The sequence below is a fragment of the Geodermatophilus sp. SYSU D01176 genome (assembly GCF_054050015.1).
Genome location: NZ_JBJGYN010000028.1, coordinates 1 through 25,029, shown reverse-complemented (window position 1 = coordinate 25,029; position 25,029 = coordinate 1). Strand labels below are relative to the sequence as shown.

Below are 25,029 nucleotides of genomic sequence, written 5' to 3'. Positions count from 1 at the left end.
TCCTCACCCCTTCTCGGCGCCGGCGGTCAGGCCGCCGGTGAGAAGCCTCTCGGTGGCGAAGAACAGTACGACGATCGGCAGCGTCAGTATCACCGATCCGGCCATGAGCACGGTCGTGGGGATCTCGATGCTGCCCGCGAGCTGGGACAGCCCCAGGGACACCGTCCACCGCGACCGGTCCTCCACCAGGAACAGCAGGGCGAAGAGGAACTCGTTCCAGGCGATCATGAAGACGAACAGCCCGTTGGACAGGATCGCCGGCATCGCCAGCGGCAGGGTGATCCGGCGCATGATCGTGAACCGGTTGGCGCCGTCCACGGCGGCGGCCTCCTCGATGCTGGCCGGCACGGTCTGGAAGTAGTTCCGGAGCGTGTAGATCGCGACCGCGATCGTCTGCGACACGTACACCAGCACGAGCGGGCCCAGGGCGCCGCGGAGGCCGAGGCGGGTGAAGAACACGAACAGCGGGACGGCGAGCAGGATGCTGGGGAACAGGTAGACGGCGAGGAACAGCACGCTGACCTTGCGTCGGCCCGGGAAGCGCAGCCGGGCGATGGCGTACGAGCCCAGGACGGCGAAGACGAGCGTCACCGCGACCGTGCCCAGCGCGATCAGGGCGCTGTTGGCCATGAACCGCACGAACCCCTGCCCGCCGGACGCGGTCGGGGTGAGCACGTCGCGGTAGGTGCCGACCGTGAGCTCCGAGAGCAGCGGCCACAGGCGGGCCGGGTCCTGGAGCAGCGAGCTCAGGTCGCGGACGGAGAGCAGCACCATGTAGTAGAAGGGGAACAGCGTGAACAGCGCCAGCCCCACGATCACGACCCAGCGCAGGACGCCGAGCACCCGGGTCTCGACCGTGCTGCGCGACCAGCCCCGCCCCGCGGGGGCCCGGTACGGACGGGCGTCGGGTGCGGCCGTCGTGTCCGCCGGCGCCGTCACCATGCGGGTCATCAGGCCACCTCGTCCTTCGCGGCGAACCGGTAGTACACGGTGACCAGGACGATCAGCACCGTGGCGAGGACCAGCGCCTGCGCCGACGCCGCGCCGATGTCCCCGCGGCTGACCAGGTAGTCGAACACCCGCACGCTGATCACCTCGGTGCCGGCTCCTCCGCCGGTCAGCAGGTAGATGTCGTCGAAGTTGTTGAACGTCCAGATGAAGCGCAGCAGCGCCAGCACCGCGATCGTCGGGAGCAGCTGCGGCCAGACGATGTGGCGGAACACCTGGGTCGGGGTCGCGCCGTCGACCCGCGCGGCCTCCTCCAGCGTGGCCGGCGCGGCCTGCAGCCGGGCGGTGAGGAACAGGAAGGCGAACGGGAACGACCGCCACATCTCGAAGACGATGACCGTGATGAGCGCGGTCGGGCGCTCGGAGAGGAAGGCGATCGGCTCGTCCCAGCCGAGCAGCCCCGTGCCGATCTCGTTCACGATGCCGAACTGCGGGTTGAGCATGACGCCCCACACGAACGTGGCAGCGACGACCGGTGCCACGTAGGGCAGCAGCAGCGACGCCCGGACGAAGCCGCGTCCCCGGAAGGGACGCCGGAGGGCGAGCGCCGCGACGAGGCCCAGCCCGACGGCCGACGCGGTGCCGAAGCCGGCGTAGACCAGCGTCGTGAGCAGGGCCTGCCAGAACCCGGGGGAGCTGAAGACGTCGACGAAGTTCTCGAACGTGTAGTCCCCGAACAGCCCGGCGGTGCGCAGCCGGATCAGCCGCAGGTCCTGGAAGGCCAGCACCACCGTCCACAGGATCGGCAGCACCACGAGCACCAGGACGAGGACCACGGTCGGCGAGATCAGCGCCAGCCCGGTCCGGGCCTCGCGCGCCTGCAGGGTCCCGCGTCCGCGTGCTCCGGGCTCGCCGGGGCGCGGTCGACGACGTGTGGACACGGCCGGGCCCCCGGTCACTCCAGCGACGAGGCGATCTCGCGGAGCGCGTCGGCCGCCTGCTGCGCCGCCTGCTGCGGGTCCAGCTCGCCGCCGGTCATCGCGCTGATCGCCTGGGGCACGGGCAGCTCACCGAGGGAGGCCCCGACGAGGGCGCCCTGTCCCTGGGGGATGCCCCACGGGGAGATGGTGTCCGGGGCGTTCCGCAGGGCGTCGAGCACCTCGGCCGAGTAGAAGTCCAACAGCGGTGCCTTCGTGTCCACGCCCGCAGGCAGGGTGGCCCAGGCGTCGATGAAGCGGGTCGGCTCGTCGGCGGTGCCCTGCCGGGTCGGCACCTTCCCCTCGGGCGAGAAGCCGATCCACTGCTCGTAGCCGTCCTCGAGCATGTAGGTGACGAACTGCGTGGCCGCGTCGGTCTGCGCGTCCGCGGTCACGGCCCAGGAGACGACCTCGCCGAACTGCGCCCCCTCGTCCCCGTCCGGGCCGGCGATGGCGGTCACCACGCCGCTGTTCTTCGCGAGGAAGGCGGGGTCGGCGGAGCACTCGGGGCAGGTGGGCAGCGCGTCGGCCCGCAGGCCGGCCATCTCGTCCAGGATGAACGAGGACCAGACCACCATCGCCGCCTGTCCCGCGAAGTACGCCGCGCGGGTGGTGTCGACGTCCTGGGTGCCCGACACCGAGTAGTCGCTGATCAGGCGGTCGTAGAACTCGAACGCGGCGACGCACTGGTCGCTGTCGAGGGTGACCTCACCCCCGTCGTCCACCAGCTGGCAGCCGTTGCCGAGGGCGAGGTGCTCGAAGGTCTGCTGGGTGAAGGCGTCGTTCGGCGCGGTGGCGCCGGTGAAGCCGGCCATCTCCGGGCTGTCGAGGGCCTGCGCCGCGGCCAGGATGGCCTCGTAGGTCTCCGGCGCGGCCAGGCCCGCGGCGTCGAAGAGGTCCTTGCGGTACACGAGCAGCTGCGCCCAGCCGTCGCTCGGGACGGCGAGCTGCGTGTCCCCGTCCCGGGTCAGCTCGAGGGCCTGCTCGGAGAAGGTGTCGGCGCCCAGGCCCTCCACCACGTCGGCGGCCACGTCGGGGGCCAGCAGCTCGTTCGTCGCGAGCGCCTGGACGCCGGCCAGCGGCAGCGCGCCGACGACGTCGGGCAGCTCCCCGGCGGCGGCCGAGGAGGTGAGCAGCTGGTTGAACTGGTCCTCGTCGATGCCGACGAGCTCGACCTCGATGCCGCTGCTCTCGGTGAAGGCGGCAGCGATCTCCTGCTGGGCGGCGAGGCGGTCGGGGAGGTTCTCCAGGGTCCACACGGTGAGCGGGCCGCCCTCGTCGCCGCCGCCCTCACCGCCACCGCCACCGTCCCCGGAACCGCAGGCAGCGAGGAGGACGGTCACCCCGGCCGCCGCCGCCGAGACCTGAACCCGCCGCTTCCTCGCGCTCATCAGCTCTCCTCGGAGTCGCCGGCGACACTGCCGGACTCCGGACAGTAGCGGCTCGAAACGCGGCGCGGGTCACAACTCGGTTATGCCGACGCGGCACGCATTAAGCGCCGCGGATCGCGAATAAAGTGGTGCCATACCTGCCGAACCCGACGTGGCGGGGGGTGCCGCGTGAGACTGGCCGTCCAGGAGCAGCTGCTCCCCGGCGACACGCTGCAGGCCAAGTGGGAGGCCGCGCTCGCCTGGGGCTTCGACGCGATCGAGCTGCGCGGCGCCGGCGGGCACGCGCTCCGCAGGCGGCTGCCGGAGCTGCGGGCCGCCCGGCGCGACGGCGTCCAGATGCCCACGGTCTGCGTGGACATGGACCACTTCATCGGCGACTTCGACCCGGAGCGCCGGGCCGACGCGGTGGCCAACATGGCCACCCAGCTCGCCGTCATCGGTGCGCTCGGCGGGGTGGGTGTGGTCACGCCGGCGTCGTGGGGCATGTTCTCCCGGCGGCTGCCCCCGTTCACCCCACCCCGCTCGGCCGAGGCCGACCGCGAGGTGCTGCTCGACGCGCTGGGCCGGCTGGGTGAGGTCGCCGCCCGGGAGGGCGTCCGGCTGCTGCTCGAGCCGCTCAACCGCTACGAGGACCACATGGTCAACACCCTCGCGCAGGCGGCGGAGCTGGCCCGGACGACGGGGCTGGCCGGCGTGCAGGTCTGCGCGGACACGTACCACATGAACATCGAGGAGGCCGACCCGCCGGCGGCGCTGCGCGCGACCGCCGACTGCCTCGGCCACGTGCAGCTCTCCGACAGCAACCGCCTCGAGCCCGGCGCCGGCCACCTGGACTGGGCGGCGCTGCTGCGGTGCCTGGAGGCCATCGGCTACGGCGGCCACCTGGCCTTCGAGTGCCGGCTGTCCGGGGACCCGGCCCGGGTGCTGCCCCGGGCGACGGCGATGCTGCGGTCGGCACTGCGGGCGGCGGCATGAGCGCCGTCGGTCACCTGCCGGTCCAGGGGGACGCCGGGCTCCTGGCCGGCGCGGCGGCGGTCCTGCGGGCGAACGGCGTGGGGACGATGACGCGGGCGGCCCCGGCCCTCTACCCGCACCAGTGGAGCTGGGACGCCGCGTTCGTCTCGGTCGGCCTCGCCCACCTCGACCCGCGGCGGGCCTGCGCCGAGCTGGACCACCTGTTCCGCGGGCAGTGGCGCACCGGCATGCTGCCGCACATCGTCTTCGACCCCGGCGAGACCGCCTACTTCCCGGGGCCGGACCGCTGGGGGTGCGCCGAGGTCACCGACGACGCGCCGGTCGCCCCGCGGACCAGCGGCATCTGCCAGCCCCCGGTGCACGCCCTGGCCGTCGAGCGCATCGTGGCCCTCGCCGGCCGCCGGGGCCCCGCGGCGGCCGCACGCGTCCGGGCCTGGCTGCCCCGCGCCTACCGCCGGGTGCTGGCCTGGCACCGCTACCTCGTCCGCGAACGGGACCCCCTGCGCACCGGGCTGCTGACCATCCACCACGGCTGGGAGAGCGGGATGGACAACTCCCCCCGGTGGGACGGGCCGTGGTCCCGCGTCGCCGTCCTCCCCGACCTCGTGCCGTACCGCCGCCGGGACACCCGCGTCGTCCGCGACGCCGCCCAGCGCCCGACCCGGCTGGAGTACGACCGGTACCTCAGCGGCGTCGCGGAGCTCCGGCGGGCCGGCTACGACGACGCGCGCATCCGCGCGACGGGCAGTTTCCTGGTCACCGACGTCTTCGCCTCCGCCGTCCTCGCCGCCGCGAGTGACGCGCTGGCCGGGATCGCCCGCTCCCTGGGGGCCGGGGAGGTCGCCGAGCTCGAGGAGCACGCCGAGCGCTTCCGGGCCGGCGTGGCGGGCAGCGTCGACCCCGGGCTCGGGCTGGCCCTGGACACCGACCTGCGGACCGGCGCGCCGCTGCGTGCGGAGACGGTGGCCGGGTTCGCGCCGCTGCTCTGCGGCGGCCTGGACCCGGCGGCGGAGCAGGCCATGGTGGCGCTGCTGCGGTCCGAGCGCTGGACCGGGCACCCCGGGCTGCGGCACGCGGTCCTGCCGAGCACCAGCCCGGCGTCGCCGGACTTCCGGCCCCGCGCGTACTGGCGCGGCCCCACCTGGCCGGTGGTCGACTGGTTCGTCGTGTGGATGCTGGAACGGCGCGGCCGGGCGGACGTGGCCGCGCCCCTGCGCCGGGCGCTGCTGGACGAGCTGGCCGAGGGCTCGTTCGCCGAGTACCACGAGCCGTTCACCGGGGAGCCGCTCGGCAGCCCCGCCCAGTCCTGGACCGCGGCGGCGGCGCTGGACCTGCTGCTCTCCTGACCCGGCGAGGACGCCGGCGACCGCACCTGTCCCTCCGGGCGCTCAGGCGGTGGGTGCAGGTGCACTCACCGCCTGAGCGTCACGGGGGAGAGTGCCGCGCCGTCCCCGGCGCTCGGCTCAGCGCACCCGCAGCACCCGCGCCTCCCACGGCCGCAGGACGCCGGGATCCCCCTCGCCCAGGTTGCCCAGCACCGGCTCGGCGCCGACCGCCTCGGGCAGCAGCTCGCCCAGCGAGTGGGTCGAGGCGCCGAGGTTGCAGGCGACCAGCAGCGTCGCGCCGTCCAGGCTGCGGGTGAACGCGTACAGCTCGTCGTGCTCGGGCAGCAGCATGGTGAAGTCGCCGAGCGCCACCACCGGGTCGGCGTGCCGCAGCGCGATCAGCCGCCGGTGGTGGGCGAGCACCGAGGTCGGGTCGGCGCGCTGGGCCTCCGCGTTCCACTCGACGTGGTCGGGGTTGACCGGGATCCACGGCGTCCCGGTGGTGAAGCCGGCGTTCGGGGAGGCGTCCCACTGCACCGGCGTCCGGGCGTTGTCCCGGCTCATCCGGCGCAGCGCGGCCAGCACCTGCTCGGGGTCCTCGCCGTGCGCGACCGCCTGCGCGAAGTGGTTGAGCGACTCGACGTCCCGGAAGTCGTCGATGCTGTCGAACGGGGCGTTGGCCATCCCCAGCTCCTCGCCCTGGTAGACGTAGGGCGTCCCGCGGTGCAGGTGCAGCAGGGTGGCCAGGCAGGTCGCCGAGTCCCGCCGGAACCGCGGCGAGTCGTCGCCGAAGCGGGAGACCGCCCGCGGCTGGTCGTGGTTGTCCCAGTAGAGCGAGTTCCAGCCGACGTCGGCCAGCCCCGCCTGCCAGCGGCCGAACGAGGCCTTGAGGTCGCGCATCCGCAGCGGCCGCGGCCGCCACTTGGACTCGTCGAAGTCCAGCCCCACGTGCTCGAACTGGAACACCATGTCCACCTCGGCCCGCGCCGGGTCGGTGAACAGCCGCGCCTGCTCCACCGTCACGCCGGGCATCTCGCCGACGAGCAGCAGCGACTCCCGGCGGCCGTCGAACACGTCGCGGTGCATCTCCTGCAGGAACTCGTGGATCCGCGGCCCGCACAGGAAGGACGCCGATCCGTCGCCGTAGGGCAGCCCGGGCAGCGGGGGCCCGTCGTGCAGCGAGCCGTCCGGGGCGACGTCCTTGCTGATCATGTTGATGACGTCCATGCGGAAGCCGTCGACCCCGCGGTCGAGCCACCACCGCATCATCGCGTACACCGCCTGCCGGACCTCGGGGTTCTCCCAGTTCAGGTCCGGCTGCCGGCGGTCGAACAGGTGCAGGTAGTACTCGCCGGTGGTCTCGTCGAGCTCCCAGGTGGGCCCGGAGAAGAACGAGTGCCAGTTGGTCGGCTCGGCGCCCGGCCGGCCGGCCTCCATCCCCTCGCGCGGCGGCCGCCACCAGTACCAGTCCCGCTTGGGGGAGTCCGTCGACGACCGCGACTCCCGGAACCACGGGTGCTCGTCACTGGTGTGGTTCACCACCAGGTCCATGACCAGCTTCACCCCGCTGTCGTGCAGGGCGGCGACCAGCTCGTCGAGCTGCGCCAGCGAGCCGAACAGCGGGTCGATGTCGGTGTAGTCGCTGATGTCGTAGCCGTTGTCGGCCTGCGGCGAGGGGTAGACCGGTGAGAGCCAGACGACGTCCACGCCGAGGTCGGCCAGGTGGTCGATCCGCCGCAGGATCCCGCCGAGGTCACCGATCCCGTCGCCGTCGGAGTCCTGGAACGACCGGGGGTAGACCTGGTAGACGACGGCGCGGGTCCACCACGGGGGCTGCTCGACGGGCACGACCTCCACCCCAGCACGGCGCGGTGCGCCGCGCACCCGCTCGGCGCTACGGTCCGACCGTGCCTCCCGGTGTCGTGCTCGTGACCGGCGGGAGCCGCGGCATCGGCGCGGCGACCGCGCGTGCCGCGGCGGCGGCCGGGTGGTCGGTCGCCCTGACCTACCGGGGCGACGCGGCCGCGGCCGCCGACGTGGTGACCGGGATCGAGGACGACGGCGGGACCGCCGTCGCGGTGCGCGCCGACGTCTCGGTCGAGGACGACGTCCTGGCCGCGTTCACCGCCGCGGACCGCCTGGGTCCGGTGACCGGGCTGGTGGCCAACGCCGGCATCGTGGGCCGGCGGGCGCGGGTCGACGAGCTCACCGCGGAGCGGGTGCAGCGCATGCTGGCCGTGAACGTGCTCGGCGCCGTCCTGTGCTGCCGGGAGGCCGTGCGGCGGATGTCCACCCGCCACGGCGGCTCGGGCGGCTCGGTCGTGCTGGTGTCCTCGGTCGCCAGTCGCCTGGGCTCGCCCGGCGAGTACGTCGACTACGCGGCGAGCAAGGGTGCGGTCGACACCCTCGGCATCGGTCTGGCCCGCGAGGTGGCCGGGGAGGGTGTGCGGGTCAACGTCGTCCGGCCCGGCATCATCGAGACCGAGATCCATGCCAGCGGGGGACAGCCCGACCGGGTCGCGCGGCTGGGGCCCGTGGTGCCGATGGGTCGGGCCGGTCGCGCCGAGGAGGTCGCCGGGGCCGTCCTGTGGTTGCTCGGCGAGGGCTCGGGCTACTGCACCGGGAGCGTGCTCGACGTCGCCGGCGGCCGCTGAGCGACCGGACCGGAGCCCGCCCGGCGACCCCGCCGGAGCGCTGTTTGGATGGGACGACCGTCGGGACCAACCCGGCACCGACCTCCAGGAGCACCGATGGCCCAGCCCACCCGTCCCGACGTCGAGCCGCCGACCGGCCCCGCCCCCGACGACCTGGTGATCGAGGACATCACCGTCGGCGAGGGCCCCGAGGCCAAGGCCGGCGACCTGGTGAGCGCCCACTACGTCGGCGTCACCCACGAGGCCGGCGAGCAGTTCGACGCCTCCTGGGACCGCGGGGACCCCCTGGAGTTCCGGCTGGGCGTCGGCATGGTCATCCAGGGCTGGGACGAGGGCATCCAGGGGATGCGCGTCGGCGGCCGCCGCCGGCTCACCATCCCGGCGCACAAGGCCTACGGCGACCGCGGCGCCGGCGGGGTCATCAAGCCCGGCGCGACGCTGGTGTTCGTGGTGGACCTCGTCGGCGTCCGCTAGCGGGGAATGGCACGGACCGCACCCCGGTTGGTGCGGTCCGTGCGCATCGAGGTCTGGTCCGACGTCGTCTGTCCGTGGTGCTACATCGGCAAGCGCCGGCTGGAGACCGCGCTCGAGCGGTTCCCGCACCGCGACGAGGTCGAGGTCGTCTGGCGGTCGTTCCAGCTGGACCCGGGCATCCCCGAGGGCGAGACCCACGAGACCCTCCCGGCGCTGGCCGCGAAGTACGGCCGCCCGGCCGAGGAGATGCGCCGGATGATGCGGCACGTCGAGGAGACCGCCGCCGCGGAGGGCTTGCACTACGACCTGGCCGACGGCGTCAGCGGCAACACGCTGCTGGCCCACGAGCTGATCCACCTCGCCGCCGAGCGGGGCGTGCAGGGCCAGGTCAAGGAGCGGCTGCTGCACGCCCACTTCGAGGAGGGGCGCTCAGTCTTCGACGTCGACTCGCTCGCCGCGCTCGCCGTCGAGGTGGGGCTGGACGAGGCCGAGGTGCGCGCCGCGCTCGCCGACCACCGCTACCGGCCCGCCGTCCTCGCCGACGCCCGCACGGCGCAGGAGCTGGGCGCGACCGGCGTCCCGTTCTTCGTCGTCGACCGCCGCTACGGCGCCGCCGGCGCGCAGCCCGCGGACCTGCTGCTGCAGGTGCTCGAGCGGGCGTGGGCCGACGGCCACCGGGTGGCGGTCTAGTCCAGCGGACGACGTCGGCCGCACCGGCCATCGGGGCGCCGACGACCGGTGCGGCCGGGTGGGACCCGCGGCCCAGGCGGTGAGGGGACGGGGTCCTCCTCCTACTGCGTCGCGGGGCCGCCCTGCTCGGTCCCGGACAGCTGCCGCAGGAACTCGTGGCAGCGCCGCGCGCGGGCCGAGTCCTGCTCCATGACCTCGCGGAAGAACCCGGCGATGTCCTGGAGCCCGGCGTTCTCCGCGTCACGGACGTACTGGCCGTAGTCGTGCCCCGCCTTGAGCGAGTGGTACTGAACCGAGATCAGGTCGTAGGTGACGTCCTCGAAGCCGGTCTCACCGGTGGCCATCGCGTGCCTCCTCGCTGTGGGGACTGTGGGTCCCGAGAGGTTCCCGGCCGGACGCGGCTGAAACGGACCGCTTCGTCTCAGTCGCGCGGCGCCTCGGAGAACGCGCCGCCGGTCACGTCGCCGCCCCCGGCGTCGTCGGCCGCGTCGCGGCCGGCGGCCAGTTCCTCCTCGCCGGTCGACATCGGGTCGTCCTCGGTGGAGGCGAGGTCCTCGCCCTGCCCGTAGGCGCCGGGGTCGGCCTGCAGCGTGCGGGGGTCGTTGAGCGGGTCCGGGACGTCCGGGTCGGTGACGGTCATGCGGTCCCGGTGCCCGGCGGGACCGCGCACCAACCCCTGGCGGGACGCGTAACCCCTGTGTTACGCATATGGCATGGAGGCGCTCGCGGCCCTCGCCGACCCCACCCGGCGGGAACTGCTCGCCCTGCTGGCGCGGGGCGAGCGGGCCGCCGGCGAGCTGGCCGACCGGTTCCCGGTGAGCCGCCCGGCGATCAGCCGGCACCTGCGCGTGCTGCGCGAGGCCGGGCTGGTGCGCAGCCGGGTGGAGGGACGTCGGCGGCTCTACTCGCTCGACCCGCGCCCGCTGCGGGAGCTCGACGACTGGCTGGAGCCCTACCGCGACCTCTGGGCCCGGCGGTTCGACGCACTGGACACCGAGCTGGCCCGCGGCGGGCGGGCCCGCAGGAACGGAGGCACCCCGTGACCGTGCAGGACGCGATGGCCCGGCGTGGCGTCGTCACCACCGAGGACGACGGGCGGCAGCTGCTGGAGTTCCGCCGGTCCTGGCCCGACCCCGTCGAGGACGTCTGGTCGGCCCTCACCGAGCCCGACCGGCTGGCCCGCTGGATCGGCCGCTACGACGACGGCGAGCGTGCCCCCGGCGGCACCGGCACGTTCACGATGACCCAGGAGCAGGACCCGGTCGGCGAGCCGGTGCGCATCGTCGAGTGCGACCGCCCTCGCCGGCTGGTCGTCGAGTGGGTCGGTCAGGACGACTGGACCCTCGAGGTGGACCTGTGGTCCGAGGCCGACCGGACGGTCCTGCGCTTCCGCCAGGTGTTCGCCGCCGGGGTGGACGTCGCCGACTTCGCCGCCGGCTGGCACTGGTACCTCGACAGGCTCGGCGCCGAGGTCGGCGGACGCCCCGGCCCCAGCGACTGGGACGCCTTCGCCGCCGAGGTCGCCGGGCCGGTCTACGGGATGTCGACGGGTTCCTGACCCCGCCCCGGACCGGGGAGATGCCGTGGCCGGGGCGGACCCCACCAGGGGCTTTCGGCCCGCGGGGTAGACGTCCTATACGTAACGTCTCTCACGGTTACAGTGGTCGTCCTCACCGTTAGGCTGTCCGGACCCCGGCACCCCGCCGGCGCCCGTGGCGCCCAGCGGTCCGGACGACGACCGAGCAGGACGATCACCAGCGCCGGCGGCTTCCCGCCCGGTGTGCCCAGAGGATGGAGACGCCGTGACTTCCGTGGCCACCCCCGGTCTCGAGAACGCCCCGACCACCCACGCCCGGCTCCTGGCCTGGGTGCAGGAGATGGCCGAGCTGACCACCCCGGACCGGGTCGTGTGGGTCGACGGCAGCGACGAGGAGTGGGAGCGGCTCACCCAGCGGCTGGTCGACGCCGGCACCTTCACCCGGCTGGAGAAGAAGCCCAACTCCTTCTGGTGCGCCTCCGACCCCAGCGACGTCGCGCGCGTCGAGGACCGCACCTTCATCTGCTCGGTCGACGAGGCCGACGCGGGTCCCACGAACAACTGGATGGACCCGGGCGAGATGAAGGCGATCATGACCGAGCTGTACCGGGGGTGCATGCGCGGCCGGACGATGTACGTCATCCCGTTCTGCATGGGCCCGGTCGAGGCCGAGAACCCGATGTTCGGCGTCGAGCTCACCGACTCGGAGTACGTCGTCGTCTCGATGCGGGTCATGGCCCGCATCGGCAGCGCCATCCTCGAGGCGATGGGCACCGACCGGCCGTTCGTGCCGGCGATGCACTCCCTCGGCGCCCCGCTCGACGAGGGCCAGCAGGACGTGCCGTGGCCCTGCAGCGACACCAAGTACATCGTGCACTTCCCCGAGGAGCGGGCCATCTGGTCCTACGGCTCCGGCTACGGCGGCAACGCCCTCCTGGGCAAGAAGTGCTACTCGCTGCGCATCGCCTCGGTGATGGCCCGCGACGAGGGCTGGCTCGCCGAGCACATGCTGATCCTCAAGCTGACCAGCCCGCAGCAGAAGACCTACTACATCGCCGCGGCCTTCCCGTCGGCCTGCGGCAAGACCAACCTGGCCATGCTCGAGCCCACCATCCCGGGCTGGAAGGTCGAGACCCTGGGCGACGACATCGCCTGGATGCGCTTCGGCGATGACGGCCGGCTCTACGCGCTCAACCCCGAGTTCGGCCTCTTCGGCGTCGCTCCCGGCACCGGCTGGGACACCAACCCCAACGCGATGCGCACGATCGACAAGGGCAACTCGGTCTTCACCAACGTCGCCCTCACCGACGACGGCGACATCTGGTGGGAGGGGATGACCGACGAACCGCCGGCCCACCTCACCGACTGGAAGGGCCGGGACTGGACGCCGGAGAGCGACGAGCCATCCAGCCACCCGAACAGCCGGTTCTGCACGCCGATCACCCAGTGCCCGATCCTGGCGCCGGAGTACACCGACCCGAAGGGCGTGCCGATCTCGGCGATCCTCTTCGGCGGCCGCCGCAAGACCACCATCCCGCTGGTCACCGAGGCCCGGGACTGGAACCACGGCGTGTTCATGGGCGCCACGCTGTCCTCGGAGACGACCGCCGCGGCCACCGGCGCCGTCGGCGTCGTCCGCCGCGACCCATTCGCGATGCTGCCCTTCATCGGCTACAACGCCGGCGACTACTTCCGGCACTGGGTCGAGACCGGCAAGGCCCACGACGCCACCAAGCTGCCGAAGATCTTCTACGTCAACTGGTTCCGCCGGGACGAGGACGGCGGCTTCCTGTGGCCGGGCTTCGGCGAGAACAGCCGGGTCCTCAAGTGGGTGGTCGAGCGGCTCGAGGGCACCGCGGCGGCCGAGGAGACCGCGGTCGGCCACGTGCCGACGCCGGACTCGCTGGACATCTCCGGCCTGGCCATGACCCGCGAGCAGGTGGAGAAGGCCCTCGCCGTCGACAAGGACGAGTGGCGCGCCGAGATCCCGCAGATCACCGAGTGGTTCCAGAAGTTCGGCGACAAGCTGCCGAGCACCATGTGGGACGAGCTGGCCATCCTGGAGCACCGGCTGAGGTGAACCCGGCGGGGTGCCGGGACGGCCCCCTGCAGGGTCCCACCGCGAGCGTGCGAGTGGTGGGGGGCAGGGGGTCCTTCTACGGCGCGGGGCCCTGCGCCGTCCCGGGCCGCGCACGTGCGGGATGATCCGGTGGCCGCCGGGCCCCGCCTGCGCACGTCGGTTAGCGTGGCTCGTCGACCCGGCACATCCCACCTGAGACGACAGGTCGCTCCCCCGTGCCCAACCCGTACCTGCACGTGCTCCGCACGCCGCACGCGCTGCCGATGGTCCTGGCCGCGTTCGTCGGGCGGCTGCCGCTGTCGATGGTCGGCCTCGGCTCGGTGCTGCTCATCGCCTCCGAGACCGGCAGCTACGGGCTGGGCGGGGCGGTCGCCGCGACCGGGGCGGTGACGACGGCGATCTCGGGGCCGCTGCTCGGGCGCTGGGCGGACACCCACGGCCAGCGCCGCACCCTGCTGCCGGTGCTCGCCGTCTTCGTCGCGGCGGGCTGCGTCTTCCTGCCGGCGGTCAAGGAGGACTGGCCGCGCTGGATCCTCTTCGCCTCCGCCGGGCTGGCCGGTGCCTGCATCCCGCCGGTCGCCTCGATGATCCGGGTGCGCTGGACCCACCTGCTGCGCGGCACCCACCGGCTGCACACCGCGCTGGCGATGGAGTCGGTGGTCGACGAGTTCGTCTTCATCGTCGGCCCCGTGCTGGTCACCTTCCTGTCCACGACCGGGCACGCCACCTCCGGGGTGGTCACCGCCTTCGTCCTCGCCATCGTCGGCAGCCTGCTGTTCGCCGCGCAGGGCCGCACCGAGCCGCCGCCGCACGGGCACGCCGCCCGCACCGGCCCGTCGGCGATCCGCACGCCCGGCATCAAGGTCCTCTTCGTGGTCGGCGCCGCGGTCGGCACGGTGCTCGGCACCCTGGAGATCGCGCTGGTCGCCTTCGCCGACCAGCGGGACGCGATGCCGCTGTCCGGGGTCCTCATCGCCGCGCTGGCGCTCGGCTCGATGGTCAGCGGCATCGGCTGGGGGAGCGTGCACTGGCGGCACCCGCTGCGGCACCGGCTGGTGGTCGCCCTCGGTGTGCTCACCGTGCTGAGCCTGCCGCTGGCGCTGGTCCAGGACGTGTGGCTGATGATCCCGTTCGTGGTGCTCGCGGGGCTGGCGATCTCGCCGTCCCTGATCAGCTCCTTCACGCTGGCCGAGGTGCTGGTCCCGCGCTCGGCGACGACCGAGGCGTTCACCTGGATCGGCACCGCGCTTGGTGTCGGGGTGGCCCTCGGGTCCTCGGCCGCCGGCAAGCTGGTGGACACGACCGGGGCCAGCAGCGCGTTCCTGGTGGCCACCCTCGCCGCCGCGGTCGCCGCCGTCGTCGTCTCCGGCACCCAGCGGCTGCTGCACGTGCCCGCCGAGCACGCGGCCGAGCCGGCGATGGCGCGGTGACGGGGGCCAGGATGGAGCCCGTGGACACCCCGGCCGGCACCCGCTCCATCGACGAGGTGCTCCAGGAGGTGCGCGGGCGTCTCCGCCGGCTGGAGCCCGCCGAGGCCGCGGCGCGGATGGCCGGCGGTGCCCTGCTCGTCGACACCCGCCCGGTCGCCCAGCGCGAGGCCGACGGCGAGGTGCCCGGCGCACTCGTCGTCGAGCGCAACGTCCTCGAGTGGCGCCTGGACCCGGCCAGCGACGCGCGGCTGCCCGAGGCCACCGACCACGACGTCGAGGTGATCGTGCTCTGCAACGAGGGCTACGCCTCCAGCCTCGCCGCCGACTCGCTGCGAGCCCTCGGCCTGCACCGCGCCACCGACGTCGTCGGCGGCTACCAGGCCTGGGCCGCGGCCGGCCTGCCCACCACGCGGAGCGCCGGCTGACCCGATCCCGGCCGGCAGCCGGCGGTGGCCGGCAGCTGCGCGTCCCACCCGAGCGCCTCGGCCGCTGGCTGGACGGCGTCGCCGCCCGGCACGGCACCGTCGACACCGTGGCGCCCGTCGACGGCGGCGTGCGGGTGACCTTCGCGGACACCACCGAGGTCACGCTGCGGGCGCCGTTCGGCTGGCGGCCCGGGCCGGCGCTGCTGTCCTCGTTCAGCGCGGCGGTCCGGGTGCCGCACCGCTCCGCCGTCCTGCTGGTCCGCCGCGGGCGGTGGGCGGTCGGGGTGTTCGACGGCGCCGACCTGGTGGTGTCCAAGGTCGACGCGCGCCAGGTCCAGGGGCGCACGGCGGCCGGTGGCTGGTCGCAGCAGCGCTTCGCCCGGCGGCGGGCGCACCAGACCGACGCGGTGGTGGGCGCGGCCGCCGAGACCGCCGTCCGGGTGCTGCTGCCGTACGCCGGCGAGGTGGCGGCGCTGTTCACCGGCGGGGACCGCGGCCTGGTCGACGACGTCCTGGCCGACCCGCGGCTGCGGGCGCTGGCCGCGCTGCGCCGGGGGCCCGCCCTGGAGGTCGGCGACCCGACGAAGGCGGTGCTGCTGCAGACCCCGGAGCAGTTCCGCGCCGTCGACGTGCACATCGTGGAGCCGCACGAGCGTCCCTGACGGCAGCCGGCAGCGTCGGGGGAAGGTGCCCGCGAGGCGGCGCGAGGAGTGGGGGCCGGAGGCTCCCCGACAGTGACGGAGTGCGCTCGACGCAGCTGGGGAACGGCTCCTGGACGCGGCGCGGTCTGGAGGACCGCGATGTCACGGCGTAACGTCCTCCGACCGTGTCCTCCGCACCCAGCGAGACGACCACCGCCCCCGATCCCGTCCTCACCGCCGAGCGCGCTCATCTGGCGCGCGCGGCCAACTGCCTGGCCGCCATGCGGGCGGCCACCTCCGCCGTCGTCGACGCCGGTGTCGACGCCTGGGCCTCCGAGCGGCTCGGTGCCGCCCGCGCCGAGCGACTGCGCGCGCTGGCGGCCGACCCCGGCGTCCCGCCGTTCTTCGGGCGGACCGACACCGGCACCGAGACCTTCCACATCGGCCGCCGGCACGTCCGCGACGCCGACGGCACCCCGGTCGTCATCGACTGGCGGGCGCCGATGAGCCGGCCGTTCTACCGGGCCAGCGCCGCGGACCCGCAGGGCCTGGTGCGCCGCCGCCGCTTCGGCTTCGCCGGCGGCGAGCTGACCAGTTACGAGGACGAGCTGCTCGGGGTGGGGGACGCCGTCCCGAGCCGGCTGCTCGAGCAGGAGATCGAGCGCCCCCGCTCCGGCCCGATGCGCGACATCGTCGCCACCATCCAGCCCGAGCAGGACGCGATCGTGCGGGCGCCGCTGGCCGAGTCGATCTGCGTGCAGGGCGCCCCCGGCACCGGCAAGACCGCCGTCGGCCTGCACCGCGCCGCCTACCTGCTCTACACGCACGGCGGGCAGCTGGCCCGCACCGGCGTCCTCGTCGTCGGGCCCAACCGCGCGTTCCTGCGCTACATCGAGCAGGTGCTGCCCACCCTCGGCGAGGTCGACGTCGAGCAGACCACGGTCGCCGAGCTGACCGCCCGGGTGACGGTGCGCGGCACCGACGCCCCGGAGGTCGCCGTCCTCAAGGGCGACGCCCGCATGGCCGAGGTGCTGCACCGCGCGCTGTGGGGGGCGATCGCCAAGCCGGCCGACGACGTGCAGGTGCCGCTGGCCGGGCGCCGCCGGCGCGTGCCGGTCGAGCGGCTCAAGCGGTACGTCGACGACCTGCGCCGCCGCGGCCGGGCCGGCGACGACCAGCAGGTGCTGCACCACGCCGCCGGCCGCGAGCGGCTGGCGATGCTGCTGGCCGAGGACGCCCGCCGGCAGGCCGAGGCCGCCGGGGGCAGCCCCACGGACGCCGAGACGCGCCGGGCCGCCCGCAGCGCCGAGGTGCGCGCGTTCTGCGACGCGGTCTGGCCGGCCCGGGACGCCGCGGAGCTGGTGCACGCGCTGCTCACCGACCCCGCCGTCCTGGCGCGGGCGGCCCGCGGCGTGCTCGACGACGGCGAGCAGGCGTTGCTGCTCCGCCCGGCCGGCCCGCTGCGCGCCGCGCCGTGGACGGAGGCCGACGCGGTGCTGGCCGACGAGGTCGCCGGGCTGCTGGAGCGCACCGCCGGCTACGGGCACGTGGTCGTCGACGAGGCGCAGGACCTCTCGCCCATGCAGTGCCGCGCGATCGCCCGCCGGCTGGCGGCCGGGTCGCTCACCGTGCTCGGCGACCTCGCCCAGGCCACCGGCCCGTGGTCGGCGGCCGACTGGGGCCGCACGCTCGCCGGCCTGGGCCGCCCGGACACCGAGGTCCGGCCGCTCTCCCGCGGCTACCGGGTGCCCGGCGAGGTGCTCGAGTACGCCAACCGGCTGCTGCCGGCGATCGCGCCCGGGCTGCCGGCCGCCACGGCGGTGCGCCGCGGGTCCGGGTCGCTGCGGATCCGGTCCGACGGCCCGCTGCCCGACGTGGTCCGCGAGCTGGCCGCCACGCCGGGCTCGATCGGGGTCGTCTGCGCCGACGCCGCCGTGCCCGAGGTGGCCGGCGCGCTGGTGGAGGCCGGGCTGCCCGCGGCGGTGCTCGGCGACGACGGCGAGGCGGGGGCGCTGGCCGTCGTCCCGGCGACCCTGGCCAAGGGGCTGGAGTTCGACGCGGTCGTCGTGGTGGACCCCGCCGCGATCGTCGCCGCGGAGCCGCGCGGGCTGCACCGGCTCTACGTCGTCCTCACCCGGGCGGTGAGCACGCTGGTGGTGCTGCACGCCGGGGACCTGCCGGACCTGCTCGCTGCGTGACAGGTGTGGCGTGCGCGGGCCAGGATGGCCGACGGCACGGCGCGGATCGTTGTGGACGGCGCCGATTCCTGTTCGAGTGGCACTCCACGGAAGGGGGCCCATGGACCTGCGCACGGACGCACGGGCCAGGACGCTGCTCAAGCTCGCCGCCACGGTCGTGGTCGCCGGAGCGCTCGTCGCGGGACTCCTCTTCCCCTGGGTCGGCGGACCCGCCGTGGCCGCCCAGCAGTCGACCAGCCTGCTCGGCGACCTGCCGACCGAGCTCACCGTCGACGCCCCGCCCCCGAACACCGTGCTCACGGCGGCCAACGGCGAGGTGATCACCTCCTTCTACGAGGAGAACCGCGCCCCGGTGACCGGCGACCGCATCGCCGAGGTGATGAAGCAGGCGATGATCGCCATCGAGGACGCCCGCTTCCACGACCACCACGGCCTCGACGTGCAGGGCACGGCCCGCGCGCTGCTCACGAACATCGCCGCCGGCGGCGTGCAGGAGGGCGGGTCGACGCTCACCCAGCAGCTGGTCAAGCAGACCCTGCTGCAGACCGCCGACACCCCCGAGGAGCGCAGCGCCGCCACCGAGCAGACCCTCGGCCGCAAGCTCCGCGAGGCCCGGCTGGCGCTGGCGCTCGAGGACACCTACACCAAGGACGAGCTGCTCACCCGCTACCTCAACATCGTCTACTTCGGGCAGAACGCCTACGGCGTGCAGCCGGCGGCGCAGGCCTTCTTCGGCGTCGACGCCATCGACCTCAGCCTGCCGCAGGCCGCCCTGCTGGCCGGCCTGGCGCAGAGCCCGACCGAGGACGACCCGTTCACCGACCCGGAGGCGGCCACCGCGCGGCGCAACGAGGTCCTCGACCGGATGGCCCAGCAGGGCCTCGTCGACCCGGCGCAGGCGGCCGCCGCGCAGGCCGAGCCGCTGGGCCTCGCCCCCGCACCGGCCCCGCGCCGTGGCTGCGCCGAGGCGACGGTCGGCGCCTTCGTCTGCGACTTCGTGCAGCGCTACCTCATCCAGGAGCTGGGGCTGACCCAGGAGCAGCTGGACAACGGCGGCTACGTCATCCAGACCACGCTGGACGCCGACCTGCAGCGCGCCGGGGACGCCGCCGTCCTCGAGACGCTGTCCATGGGCAACTCGCTGGCCGGCATGTTCACCGCCGTCGAGCCGGGCACCGGCCACCTGCTGGCGATGAGCGTCAACCGCGTCTTCGGCTACGACCGCAACGACCCGGCGCAGGAGTCGTTCAACCTCAACGCCGCCCCGAGCAAGGGCTCCGGCTCGACCTACAAGGTCTTCACCGCCGCGGCCGCGCTGGACCGGGGCTTCTCCAGCTACTACACGCTGACGACGTCGGACCCCTACGTCTCCCGGGTCTACCGGGACGGCACCGGGCGCTACGACGTCGAGAACGCCGGTACCTACCGCTCGACGCTGGACCTCACCACCGCGCTCTACCAGTCGTCCAACACCTACTTCCTCGCCCTCGAGGACGCCCTCGGCAGCGTCGAGGAGCCGGTGCGGATGGCCGAGCGGATGGGGCTGTTCCAGTTCAGCGACCCGGACCTGCCGCAGCAGATCATCGACGAGAACCGGGGCTCGTTCACCTTCGGCTCCGAGGCCACCAGCCCGCTCGCCCTGGCCAGCGCCTACTCGACCCTGGCGGCCAGCGGCACCCAGTGCGACGTGGTCCCGGTGACCGCGGTGCTCGACCAGCACGGCGACCCCGCGCTCGGGTCGGACGGCGAGCCGCTGGCCGTCGGGGACCGTTGCACCCCCGAGGCGATCAAGCCCGGCGTGGCCAACACGCTCAACCAGATGCTGCGCAAGGACGTCGAGCCGGGGTACTCCGGCGCGACCGGCACCCGCGCGTACGTGCCGGGCCACCAGATCGCCGGCAAGACGGGGACGTCGCAGGACAACGACTCGATCGCCTTCGTGGGGTACACCCCGGAGATCGCCGCGAGCGTCATGGTGCTGAACCCCAAGCGCAAGCAGAACGTCGGCGGCTTCGGCGGCGGCAAGGCGGCCACCGTCTGGCGCGACGCGATGGCGCCGATCCTGGAGGCGCGGGGCAGCGGGGAGTTCCCGCCGGCCGACGAGGTGGTCATGAACGGCAACACCCGCCCGGTCCCGGGCTGCACCTCGGTGCGGGCCTGCCGGGCGGCGCTGGAGGACGCCGGCTTCGAGCACCGGACCGTCGAGACCGACAGCGCCCGGCGCTCCGGCACCTTCCTGGGCACCAGCCCGCCGCGGGGCGCCCGCGCGGTGCCGGGCCAGGTCGTCTCCATCCTGGTGAGCAACGGCGAGGACTGGGTGGCACCCGCGCCTGCGCCGCAACCCGAGTGGCAGGAGCGGCAGCAGCCGGAGGCCCCGCCACAGCCCGACGGTCCGCCGGCACCCGAGCCCGGACCCCCGCCGGCGGCACCGGAGGTGCCCGACCCCGGGCAGTGGCAGGACCAGGGAGGTCAGGACGACGGTGGGGGGCGCCCGGACGACGGCTGAGCCCCGCGCCGCAGCCGGTCGTCGAGGGACTGGGTGAGCAGCCACCCGCCGATCACGACCAGGTGCAGCAGGAACAGCCACAGGCTGATCGCCACGACCGCGCCCACCACGGTCAGCCCGCCGAAGGGCGCGCCCAGCGCCAGCGGCAGGGCCAGGAACAGCACGAAGCCCTGCAGGAAGCCCGACAGGCACGCGGCGGTGAACAGCGCCCCGGACACCAGGGCCCGCCGGTCGAGGTCCCCGGCCGCGACCACGCCGAAGCCCCACAGCAGCGGCACGGTGAGCGCGAACAGCACGGAGTAGTAGCCGACGGCGAGCGGGCCCAGCGCGCTGCCCCGCTCGGTGAGCTCCACCATCAACGAGGCGGCCAGCAGCACCGGGTACATCAGCAGCGGCGTCGCGAGCACCAGCGGGAGGGCCAGCAGCCGGCCGCGCCAGCCGGTCAGCCGGTCCTGGCGCGGGGTGAAGCGCAGCAGCGCCCGCCGCAGCCCCTCGCCGTAGAACGACAGCGGGAGCAGCGCCAGGACGAACCCCAGCGGGTCCAGGCCGGTGCCGGCCTCGGCGAGCGTCCGCAGTGCCCCCGGCGCGCCCAGCTCCGATGGCAGCAGCTGGCCCACCCGGTCGCTGAGCTCGCGCACCCGCCCGGCCGAGGTCAGCAGCGCGGTGAGCGAGAAGGCGACCAGCAGCAGCGGCACCACGGCGATGCCGGCGTAGAAGGTGAGGCCGGCGGCGATCAGCGCGACGTCCCGCCCGCGCAGCCGCTCGGCGGCCCCGCGCAGCAGGGCGCGGGTCTCGGCGCGCAGCCGGCGCGCCGACCAGGCCCGCCTCAGCACCGGTCCAGCAGGGCGCGGGCCGCCGCGTAGCCGCCCAGGCCGCTGACCGCGCCGCCGCGCACCGTGCCGCCCGACGAGGCGGCCACGACCCGCGGGTGCGCGGTTCCCACGCCCCAGGTGCCGACCTCGTCCGGCGTCGACGCCACCGGCCAGGACAGGTCGCCGTGGAAGATGTGCCCGCCCGGCATCGCCAGCGACGCCTCGACGTCCAGCGGCGAGGCCGCCTGCAGGCACGGCCGGCCGTCGGCGTCGCGGGCGAGGCAGTCCAGCAGCGGCTCGGCCAGGTGCGCGTCGAGCTGGGCCACCACCCGGCGCACCGCCTCCTCCCGGACGCCGTCCGGGTCGTCGCGGAACAGCGCGGCGGGGGTGTGCAGGCCGAACAGGGTGAGCGTGTGCCAGCCGGCGGCCCGCTCGGCCGGTCCGAGCACCGTGGGGTCGGACAGGGAGTGGCAGTACACCTCGAACGGGACGACGTCGGGCAGCCGCCCGGCCGCGGCCTGCGCGTGCGCGGCGTCGAGCCGGGAGGCGGCCTCGTCGACGTGGCAGGTGCCGGCGAAGGCGACCGCCGGGTCCACCCCGGAGCGCAGCCGCGGCAGCCGGGCCAGGACCATGTTGACCTTGAGCTGGGCGCCGTCCGCGCTCACGCGGGGGGCCTCGCCGAGCAGCCGGTCGAGCACGGCCGGGGCGGCGCCGCCGACCACCCAGCCGGTGTCCACCGCGCGTTCGGTGCCGTCGTCGCCGGTCCAGTGGACGGTGGCGCCGTCGTGCCGCGGCTCGACCGCGGTCACCTGCGCCCGGGTGACCAGCTCGGCGCCGGCGTTGCGGGCCGCGGCGGCAATCGCGCCAACCACCGCGCCCATCCCACCGACGGGGACCCGCCACCGCCCGGTGCCGTTGCCGACCACGTGGTAGAGGAAGCAGCGCCCGGCCAGGCCGTCGTCGGCGTGCACGTCGGCGTACGTGCCGATCAGCCCGTCGGTGAGCGCGACACCGCGGACGACGTCGTGCGACAGCTCGTCGGCGACCACGTCGGCCAGCGGCCGCTCGCGCAGGTCGTGCCACAGCTGCGGGTCGCGCAGCCGGGCGGCCAGGTCGCCGGGGGCGAGCAGCGGCTCGGTGAGGGTCGGGGCGAGGTCCTCGGCCAGCGTGGCCACCCGCCCGTAGAACCGCTGCCAGCCGGCCAGCTCGGCGTCGGAGCCGGTGAGGGCGCGGAAGGAGGCCGCGGTGGCCGGCCCCTCGTCCCGCTCGACCAGCAGGCCCGGGCCGCCCGGGACGGCGGTGTACGAGGCGACGGCGCGGTCGGCGAGGGTGAGCTGCAGGCCGAGGTCGGCCACGACCCGGTCGGGGAGCAGGCTGACCAGGTACGAGTAGGCCGACAGCCGGACGTCGACGCCGGGGAACACCTGCCGACTGACCGCGGCGCCGCCGACCTCGACGAGCCGCTCGAGCACCAGCACCGACCACCCGGCACGGGCCAGGTAGGCCGCGGCCACCAGCCCGTTGTGCCCGGCTCCCACGACGACGGCGTCGTACCTGCGCGCAGCCACCGGCGGACCGTAACCGGAGCGCACCTGCCGCTGCGGGCCGCGCTCAGCCGTCGCCGTCGTCCTCCTCGTCGGTCTGCTCCTCGTTGTCCTGCTCGGTGTCCTCGCAGAGCTCCTCGTCGGTCGCGCCGGCCTCGGCGGCGCCGCACTCGGTGGTGCCCCGGTCCAGGTCGGTGTTGTCGCCGGTCTCCGTGCCGCCGCCGCACCCGGCCAGCGCGGCGGCGAGGGCGAGCACGACCAGGGGGCGCTTCAGGTCCATGACCGCTGCGTGCCCCGCGGCACGCCCGGCGAACCCCGTCCGTCACACCGGTCCCACCCGTCGCCGGTGGCCTGCGGAGTTGAGTCGAGATGCGCCCAAATCACATCCGGGTAATTGTCACGGCGGCGTCACCGCCCCTACGGTGAGTACATCCGTCGGGGCGCTCCGTCACCAGCCTGGGTGACACCCCGCGGATGCCGCCGAGCCGGCGCTCTCCTCCCCGGGAGCGCGGGGCCGGGAACCTCCCGAACGACTGGGGTGGAGCGCGCGCCGGCAGTGCCGCCGGGAGCGCCGGGCAGCGTCCTGCCCGCACCCGTCAGCTGACCCGGTGGGCGGCCGTGGAGAAACGGAGAGCCGCCGCACCATGGCGACCCCTCGCACCGCCCGCCGCGCGGCCCTCGTCCTCGCCGGCGCCCTCGGCCTCGGCGTCGCGGTCGCCCCGGCTCCCGCGGGTGCGGAGGAGCCGACCACCGCCGCGGAGGCCGCGGCCCTCGTCGCCGCCCGCGGCCACGAGCTGGAGGTCCTCACCGAGGACTTCAACGAGGCGCGCGCGCTGCTGGCCGGCCAGCAGGCGGCGGCGCAGGCCGCGGCCGCGGCGGTGACCGAGGCGGAGGCGCAGGTCGCCCGCGCCCGGGAGTCCGTCGTCGGCGTCGCTCGCACCGCGTTCACCGGCGAGAGCATGGGGGCCTTCCACGCGCTGATGACCAGCCGGTCCGCCGACGAGTTCGTCAACCGGGTCACGCTGCTGCAGGCCGTGGCCGGCCACCAGGGCGAGCTGCTCGACGCGGCCGTCGCCGCCGGGGAGACCGCCGCCCAGACTCGGGCCGTGGCCGACCGCGCCGCCGGCGAGGCCCAGCAGCAGTACGACGCCGTCGCCCGCCAACAGGCAGACCTGCAGGCCCAGATCACCGACTACCAGGCCGACTACGCCCGGTTGTCCGCCGACGAGCGACGGGCCGCGCTCGACGCAGCCGCGGCCGCGCACGGCGCCGGCGAGAACGGCCGGGCCAGCCGCACCACCCGCGAGGAGCCGGTGGCGGCGTCCGCCCCCGTGGTCGCCGCCGGCGGGTCGGTGCAGGCGGCGATCGACCGCGCGCTGGCCCAGCGCGGCAAGCCCTACGTGTGGGCGGCGGGCGGCCCGAACTCCTTCGACTGCTCCGGCCTCGTGCAGTACGCCTTCAAGGCGGCCGGGGTCGACCTGCCGCACTCCAGCCGCATGCAGTCCCAGATGGGGACGCCGGTCTCGCGGGCCGAGGCGCGCCCCGGTGACCTGGTCGCCTTCTACAGCCCGGTCAGCCACATCGGCATCTACCTCGGGAACGGGCAGATGGTGCACGCCCCGACCTCCGGCGACGTCGTCAAGATCTCGAACATCGACGTGATGGGCGCGACGCCGAAGTTCAACCGCGTCGCGGTGTGACCCCGGGTCGGCGGTCCCCGCGGGGACCGCCGCCCGGGGCGTCACCGCAGGTCGACGGACTGGAGCAGGCCCCAGACGAAGCGGGCGCGGACGTCGCCGGGCAGGTGCACCTCCCAGCGGGTGACCACGCCCGGGTCCACGCTCCGCGCCCCGCGCAGGCCGACCACGTCGTCCAGCGTGTGCTCCCACACCCGCAGCCGGGCCGGCGTCGCCTGCGGCGCGGGCGAGCCCGGGGCCCGCACCAGGTGCTCCTGCAGCACGCTGCCGCCCGGGCCGGTGAGCACCTCCCAGGACAGGTGCGGCCACAGCGGCAGCGGCCAGCGGCGTACCTCGAGGTCGAGGTCGCCGAAGCGGCGGTCCTCGGTCTCCTCCGGCGGGCCGAGGACGGCGGAGCGCAGCGCCAGCCCGCGCGGCGCCCGCGGCGAGTGCTGCAGCGCTTGCCAGCGGGTGTGCGTCGCGTGCGCCTCCGCGCGGGTGGCGCCCAGCCGGGGCAGCGCCTCGGCCACCAGGTCCGGCCGCAGGTCGGCCATCCGGCGCAGCAGGACCAGGCAGAACTCGCGCCGCGCCAGACCCCGCACGGGCACGGACCCTGCCACGGGGGGACGACGAGGTGGGGGGGGGGGGGGGGCGGGGCGGGGGGGGGGGGGGGGGGGGGGGGGGGGGGGCGGCGGGGCGGCGGTTGCGGGGGGCGGTGGTCCGAACGGCGGGGCCGCGTGTCGGGG

The 25,029-nt window shown here is 75.0% G+C and carries 24 protein-coding genes; 14 read left to right on the top strand and 10 right to left on the bottom strand.

Translation table 11 applies throughout. The features are described from left to right. Positions 1–3: 3 nt before the first annotated feature. The 3 genes from ACI78Z_RS15540 to ACI78Z_RS15530 are packed head-to-tail and all read right to left on the bottom strand — an operon-like array spanning position 4 to position 3,316. On the bottom strand, positions 4–951 hold the full coding sequence (locus ACI78Z_RS15540) for a carbohydrate ABC transporter permease (protein WP_457037436.1): 948 nt from the start codon (positions 949–951) through the stop codon (positions 4–6). After that, positions 951–1,889: a carbohydrate ABC transporter permease gene (locus tag ACI78Z_RS15535; RefSeq protein WP_457037435.1), complete on the bottom strand. Its 939-nt coding sequence runs from the start codon at positions 1,887–1,889 to the stop codon at positions 951–953. The genes ACI78Z_RS15540 and ACI78Z_RS15535 overlap by 1 nt, the downstream gene beginning before the upstream one ends. Positions 1,890–1,903: 14 nt before the next feature. Then, a complete protein-coding gene (locus ACI78Z_RS15530) occupies positions 1,904–3,316 on the bottom strand; it encodes an ABC transporter substrate-binding protein (RefSeq protein ID WP_457037434.1) in 1,413 nt (470 codons plus the stop codon). A 168-nt stretch (positions 3,317–3,484) separates the two neighbouring features. Here ACI78Z_RS15530 and ACI78Z_RS15525 point away from each other — a divergent pair, with 168 nt between their 5' ends. After that, the gene (locus ACI78Z_RS15525; protein ID WP_457037433.1) at positions 3,485–4,291 is read left to right on the top strand and encodes a sugar phosphate isomerase/epimerase family protein; all 807 of its coding nucleotides are present in this window, start codon (positions 3,485–3,487) and stop codon (positions 4,289–4,291) included. Beyond that, positions 4,288–5,637 (top strand): glucosylglycerate hydrolase, encoded by a 1,350-nt coding sequence (gene ggh, locus ACI78Z_RS15520; RefSeq protein ID WP_457037432.1) that lies wholly within the window; start codon positions 4,288–4,290, stop codon positions 5,635–5,637. The genes ACI78Z_RS15525 and ggh overlap by 4 nt, the downstream gene beginning before the upstream one ends. Before the next feature lie 117 nt (positions 5,638–5,754). On the opposite strand, the gene ACI78Z_RS15515 is transcribed toward ggh, so the two are convergent. Continuing rightward, positions 5,755–7,464, bottom strand: a complete 1,710-nt coding sequence (locus tag ACI78Z_RS15515; RefSeq protein WP_457037431.1) for an alpha-glucosidase — start codon at positions 7,462–7,464, stop codon at positions 5,755–5,757. A gap of 59 nt (positions 7,465–7,523) precedes the next feature. On the opposite strand from ACI78Z_RS15515, the gene ACI78Z_RS15510 reads away from it, so the two are divergent. From ACI78Z_RS15510 to ACI78Z_RS15500, 3 genes are all read left to right on the top strand, one after another. Next, on the top strand, positions 7,524–8,270 hold the full coding sequence (locus ACI78Z_RS15510) for an SDR family oxidoreductase (protein ID WP_457037430.1): 747 nt from the start codon (positions 7,524–7,526) through the stop codon (positions 8,268–8,270). 96 nt (positions 8,271–8,366) lie between these two features. Then, positions 8,367–8,744, top strand: a complete 378-nt coding sequence (locus ACI78Z_RS15505; protein ID WP_457037429.1) for an FKBP-type peptidyl-prolyl cis-trans isomerase — start codon at positions 8,367–8,369, stop codon at positions 8,742–8,744. A gap of 39 nt (positions 8,745–8,783) precedes the next feature. Next, positions 8,784–9,434 (top strand): DsbA family oxidoreductase, encoded by a 651-nt coding sequence (locus ACI78Z_RS15500; RefSeq protein ID WP_457037428.1) that lies wholly within the window; start codon positions 8,784–8,786, stop codon positions 9,432–9,434. Positions 9,435–9,535: 101 nt separating this feature from the next. Here ACI78Z_RS15500 and ACI78Z_RS15495 read toward each other — a convergent pair whose 3' ends face one another. Then, positions 9,536–9,778, bottom strand: a complete 243-nt coding sequence (locus ACI78Z_RS15495; RefSeq protein ID WP_091377409.1) for an acyl carrier protein — start codon at positions 9,776–9,778, stop codon at positions 9,536–9,538. 77 nt (positions 9,779–9,855) lie between these two features. Next, on the bottom strand, positions 9,856–10,074 hold the full coding sequence (locus ACI78Z_RS15490; RefSeq protein ID WP_457037427.1) for a hypothetical protein: 219 nt from the start codon (positions 10,072–10,074) through the stop codon (positions 9,856–9,858). Between the two features lie 73 nt (positions 10,075–10,147). On the opposite strand from ACI78Z_RS15490, the gene ACI78Z_RS15485 reads away from it, so the two are divergent. From ACI78Z_RS15485 to ACI78Z_RS15450, 8 genes are all read left to right on the top strand, one after another. Then, positions 10,148–10,477: an ArsR/SmtB family transcription factor gene (locus ACI78Z_RS15485; protein ID WP_457037426.1), complete on the top strand. Its 330-nt coding sequence runs from the start codon at positions 10,148–10,150 to the stop codon at positions 10,475–10,477. Next, the gene (locus ACI78Z_RS15480) at positions 10,474–10,992 is read left to right on the top strand and encodes an SRPBCC family protein (protein ID WP_457037425.1); all 519 of its coding nucleotides are present in this window, start codon (positions 10,474–10,476) and stop codon (positions 10,990–10,992) included. The genes ACI78Z_RS15485 and ACI78Z_RS15480 overlap by 4 nt, the downstream gene beginning before the upstream one ends. Positions 10,993–11,236: 244 nt before the next feature. Further along, entirely contained in the window at positions 11,237–13,051 is a 1,815-nt protein-coding gene (locus ACI78Z_RS15475) for a phosphoenolpyruvate carboxykinase (GTP) (protein ID WP_457037424.1), read from the top strand. 215 nt (positions 13,052–13,266) lie between these two features. Further along, entirely contained in the window at positions 13,267–14,481 is a 1,215-nt protein-coding gene (locus ACI78Z_RS15470) for an MFS transporter (protein WP_457037423.1), read from the top strand. Positions 14,482–14,501: 20 nt separating this feature from the next. After that, positions 14,502–14,906 carry a rhodanese-like domain-containing protein gene (locus ACI78Z_RS15465; RefSeq protein ID WP_457037422.1) on the top strand — a complete coding sequence of 135 codons (405 nt, stop codon included), beginning with the start codon at positions 14,502–14,504 and terminating at the stop codon, positions 14,904–14,906. Further along, positions 14,864–15,568: an acVLRF1 family peptidyl-tRNA hydrolase gene (locus ACI78Z_RS15460; RefSeq protein ID WP_457037474.1), complete on the top strand. Its 705-nt coding sequence runs from the start codon at positions 14,864–14,866 to the stop codon at positions 15,566–15,568. The genes ACI78Z_RS15465 and ACI78Z_RS15460 overlap by 43 nt, the downstream gene beginning before the upstream one ends. 164 nt (positions 15,569–15,732) lie before the next feature. Next, on the top strand, positions 15,733–17,745 hold the full coding sequence (locus ACI78Z_RS15455) for a HelD family protein (RefSeq protein ID WP_457037421.1): 2,013 nt from the start codon (positions 15,733–15,735) through the stop codon (positions 17,743–17,745). A 100-nt stretch (positions 17,746–17,845) separates the two neighbouring features. After that, on the top strand, positions 17,846–20,251 hold the full coding sequence (locus ACI78Z_RS15450; protein WP_457037420.1) for a penicillin-binding protein: 2,406 nt from the start codon (positions 17,846–17,848) through the stop codon (positions 20,249–20,251). Here the strand turns inward: ACI78Z_RS15450 and ACI78Z_RS15445 are convergent. From ACI78Z_RS15445 to ACI78Z_RS15435, 3 genes are read right to left on the bottom strand one after another with little or no spacing between them, the layout of a single operon-like run. Next, entirely contained in the window at positions 20,215–21,084 is an 870-nt protein-coding gene (locus ACI78Z_RS15445; protein ID WP_457037419.1) for a YihY/virulence factor BrkB family protein, read from the bottom strand. The genes ACI78Z_RS15450 and ACI78Z_RS15445 overlap by 37 nt on opposite strands. Then, a complete protein-coding gene (locus ACI78Z_RS15440; protein ID WP_457037418.1) occupies positions 21,078–22,631 on the bottom strand; it encodes a phytoene desaturase family protein in 1,554 nt (517 codons plus the stop codon). Before ACI78Z_RS15440 ends, ACI78Z_RS15445 begins: the two co-directional genes overlap by 7 nt. A 43-nt stretch (positions 22,632–22,674) precedes the next feature. Next, on the bottom strand, positions 22,675–22,887 hold the full coding sequence (locus tag ACI78Z_RS15435; protein ID WP_457037417.1) for a hypothetical protein: 213 nt from the start codon (positions 22,885–22,887) through the stop codon (positions 22,675–22,677). A gap of 364 nt (positions 22,888–23,251) precedes the next feature. Here ACI78Z_RS15435 and ACI78Z_RS15430 point away from each other — a divergent pair, with 364 nt between their 5' ends. Continuing rightward, positions 23,252–24,307, top strand: a complete 1,056-nt coding sequence (locus ACI78Z_RS15430; RefSeq protein ID WP_457037416.1) for an NlpC/P60 family protein — start codon at positions 23,252–23,254, stop codon at positions 24,305–24,307. Positions 24,308–24,348: 41 nt separating this feature from the next. On the opposite strand, the gene ACI78Z_RS15425 is transcribed toward ACI78Z_RS15430, so the two are convergent. After that, positions 24,349–24,885, bottom strand: a complete 537-nt coding sequence (locus tag ACI78Z_RS15425; RefSeq protein ID WP_457037415.1) for a hypothetical protein — start codon at positions 24,883–24,885, stop codon at positions 24,349–24,351. Positions 24,886–25,029: the final 144 nt, after the last annotated feature.

What these genes read in the sequence shown, in the direction of transcription:
- ACI78Z_RS15540 (WP_457037436.1), bottom strand. Translation starts at nt 951, where the DNA reads ATGACCCGCATGGTGACGGCGCCGGCGGACACGACGGCCGCACCCGAC.
- ACI78Z_RS15530 (WP_457037434.1), bottom strand. Translation starts at nt 3,316, where the DNA reads ATGAGCGCGAGGAAGCGGCGGGTTCAGGTCTCGGCGGCGGCGGCCGGG.
- ggh (WP_457037432.1), top strand. Translation starts at nt 4,288, where the DNA reads ATGAGCGCCGTCGGTCACCTGCCGGTCCAGGGGGACGCCGGGCTCCTG.
- ACI78Z_RS15505 (WP_457037429.1), top strand. Translation starts at nt 8,367, where the DNA reads ATGGCCCAGCCCACCCGTCCCGACGTCGAGCCGCCGACCGGCCCCGCC.
- ACI78Z_RS15495 (WP_091377409.1), bottom strand. Translation starts at nt 9,778, where the DNA reads ATGGCCACCGGTGAGACCGGCTTCGAGGACGTCACCTACGACCTGATC.
- ACI78Z_RS15490 (WP_457037427.1), bottom strand. Translation starts at nt 10,074, where the DNA reads ATGACCGTCACCGACCCGGACGTCCCGGACCCGCTCAACGACCCCCGC.
- ACI78Z_RS15485 (WP_457037426.1), top strand. Translation starts at nt 10,148, where the DNA reads ATGGAGGCGCTCGCGGCCCTCGCCGACCCCACCCGGCGGGAACTGCTC.
- ACI78Z_RS15450 (WP_457037420.1), top strand. Translation starts at nt 17,846, where the DNA reads ATGGACCTGCGCACGGACGCACGGGCCAGGACGCTGCTCAAGCTCGCC.
- ACI78Z_RS15435 (WP_457037417.1), bottom strand. Translation starts at nt 22,887, where the DNA reads ATGGACCTGAAGCGCCCCCTGGTCGTGCTCGCCCTCGCCGCCGCGCTG.
- ACI78Z_RS15430 (WP_457037416.1), top strand. Translation starts at nt 23,252, where the DNA reads ATGGCGACCCCTCGCACCGCCCGCCGCGCGGCCCTCGTCCTCGCCGGC.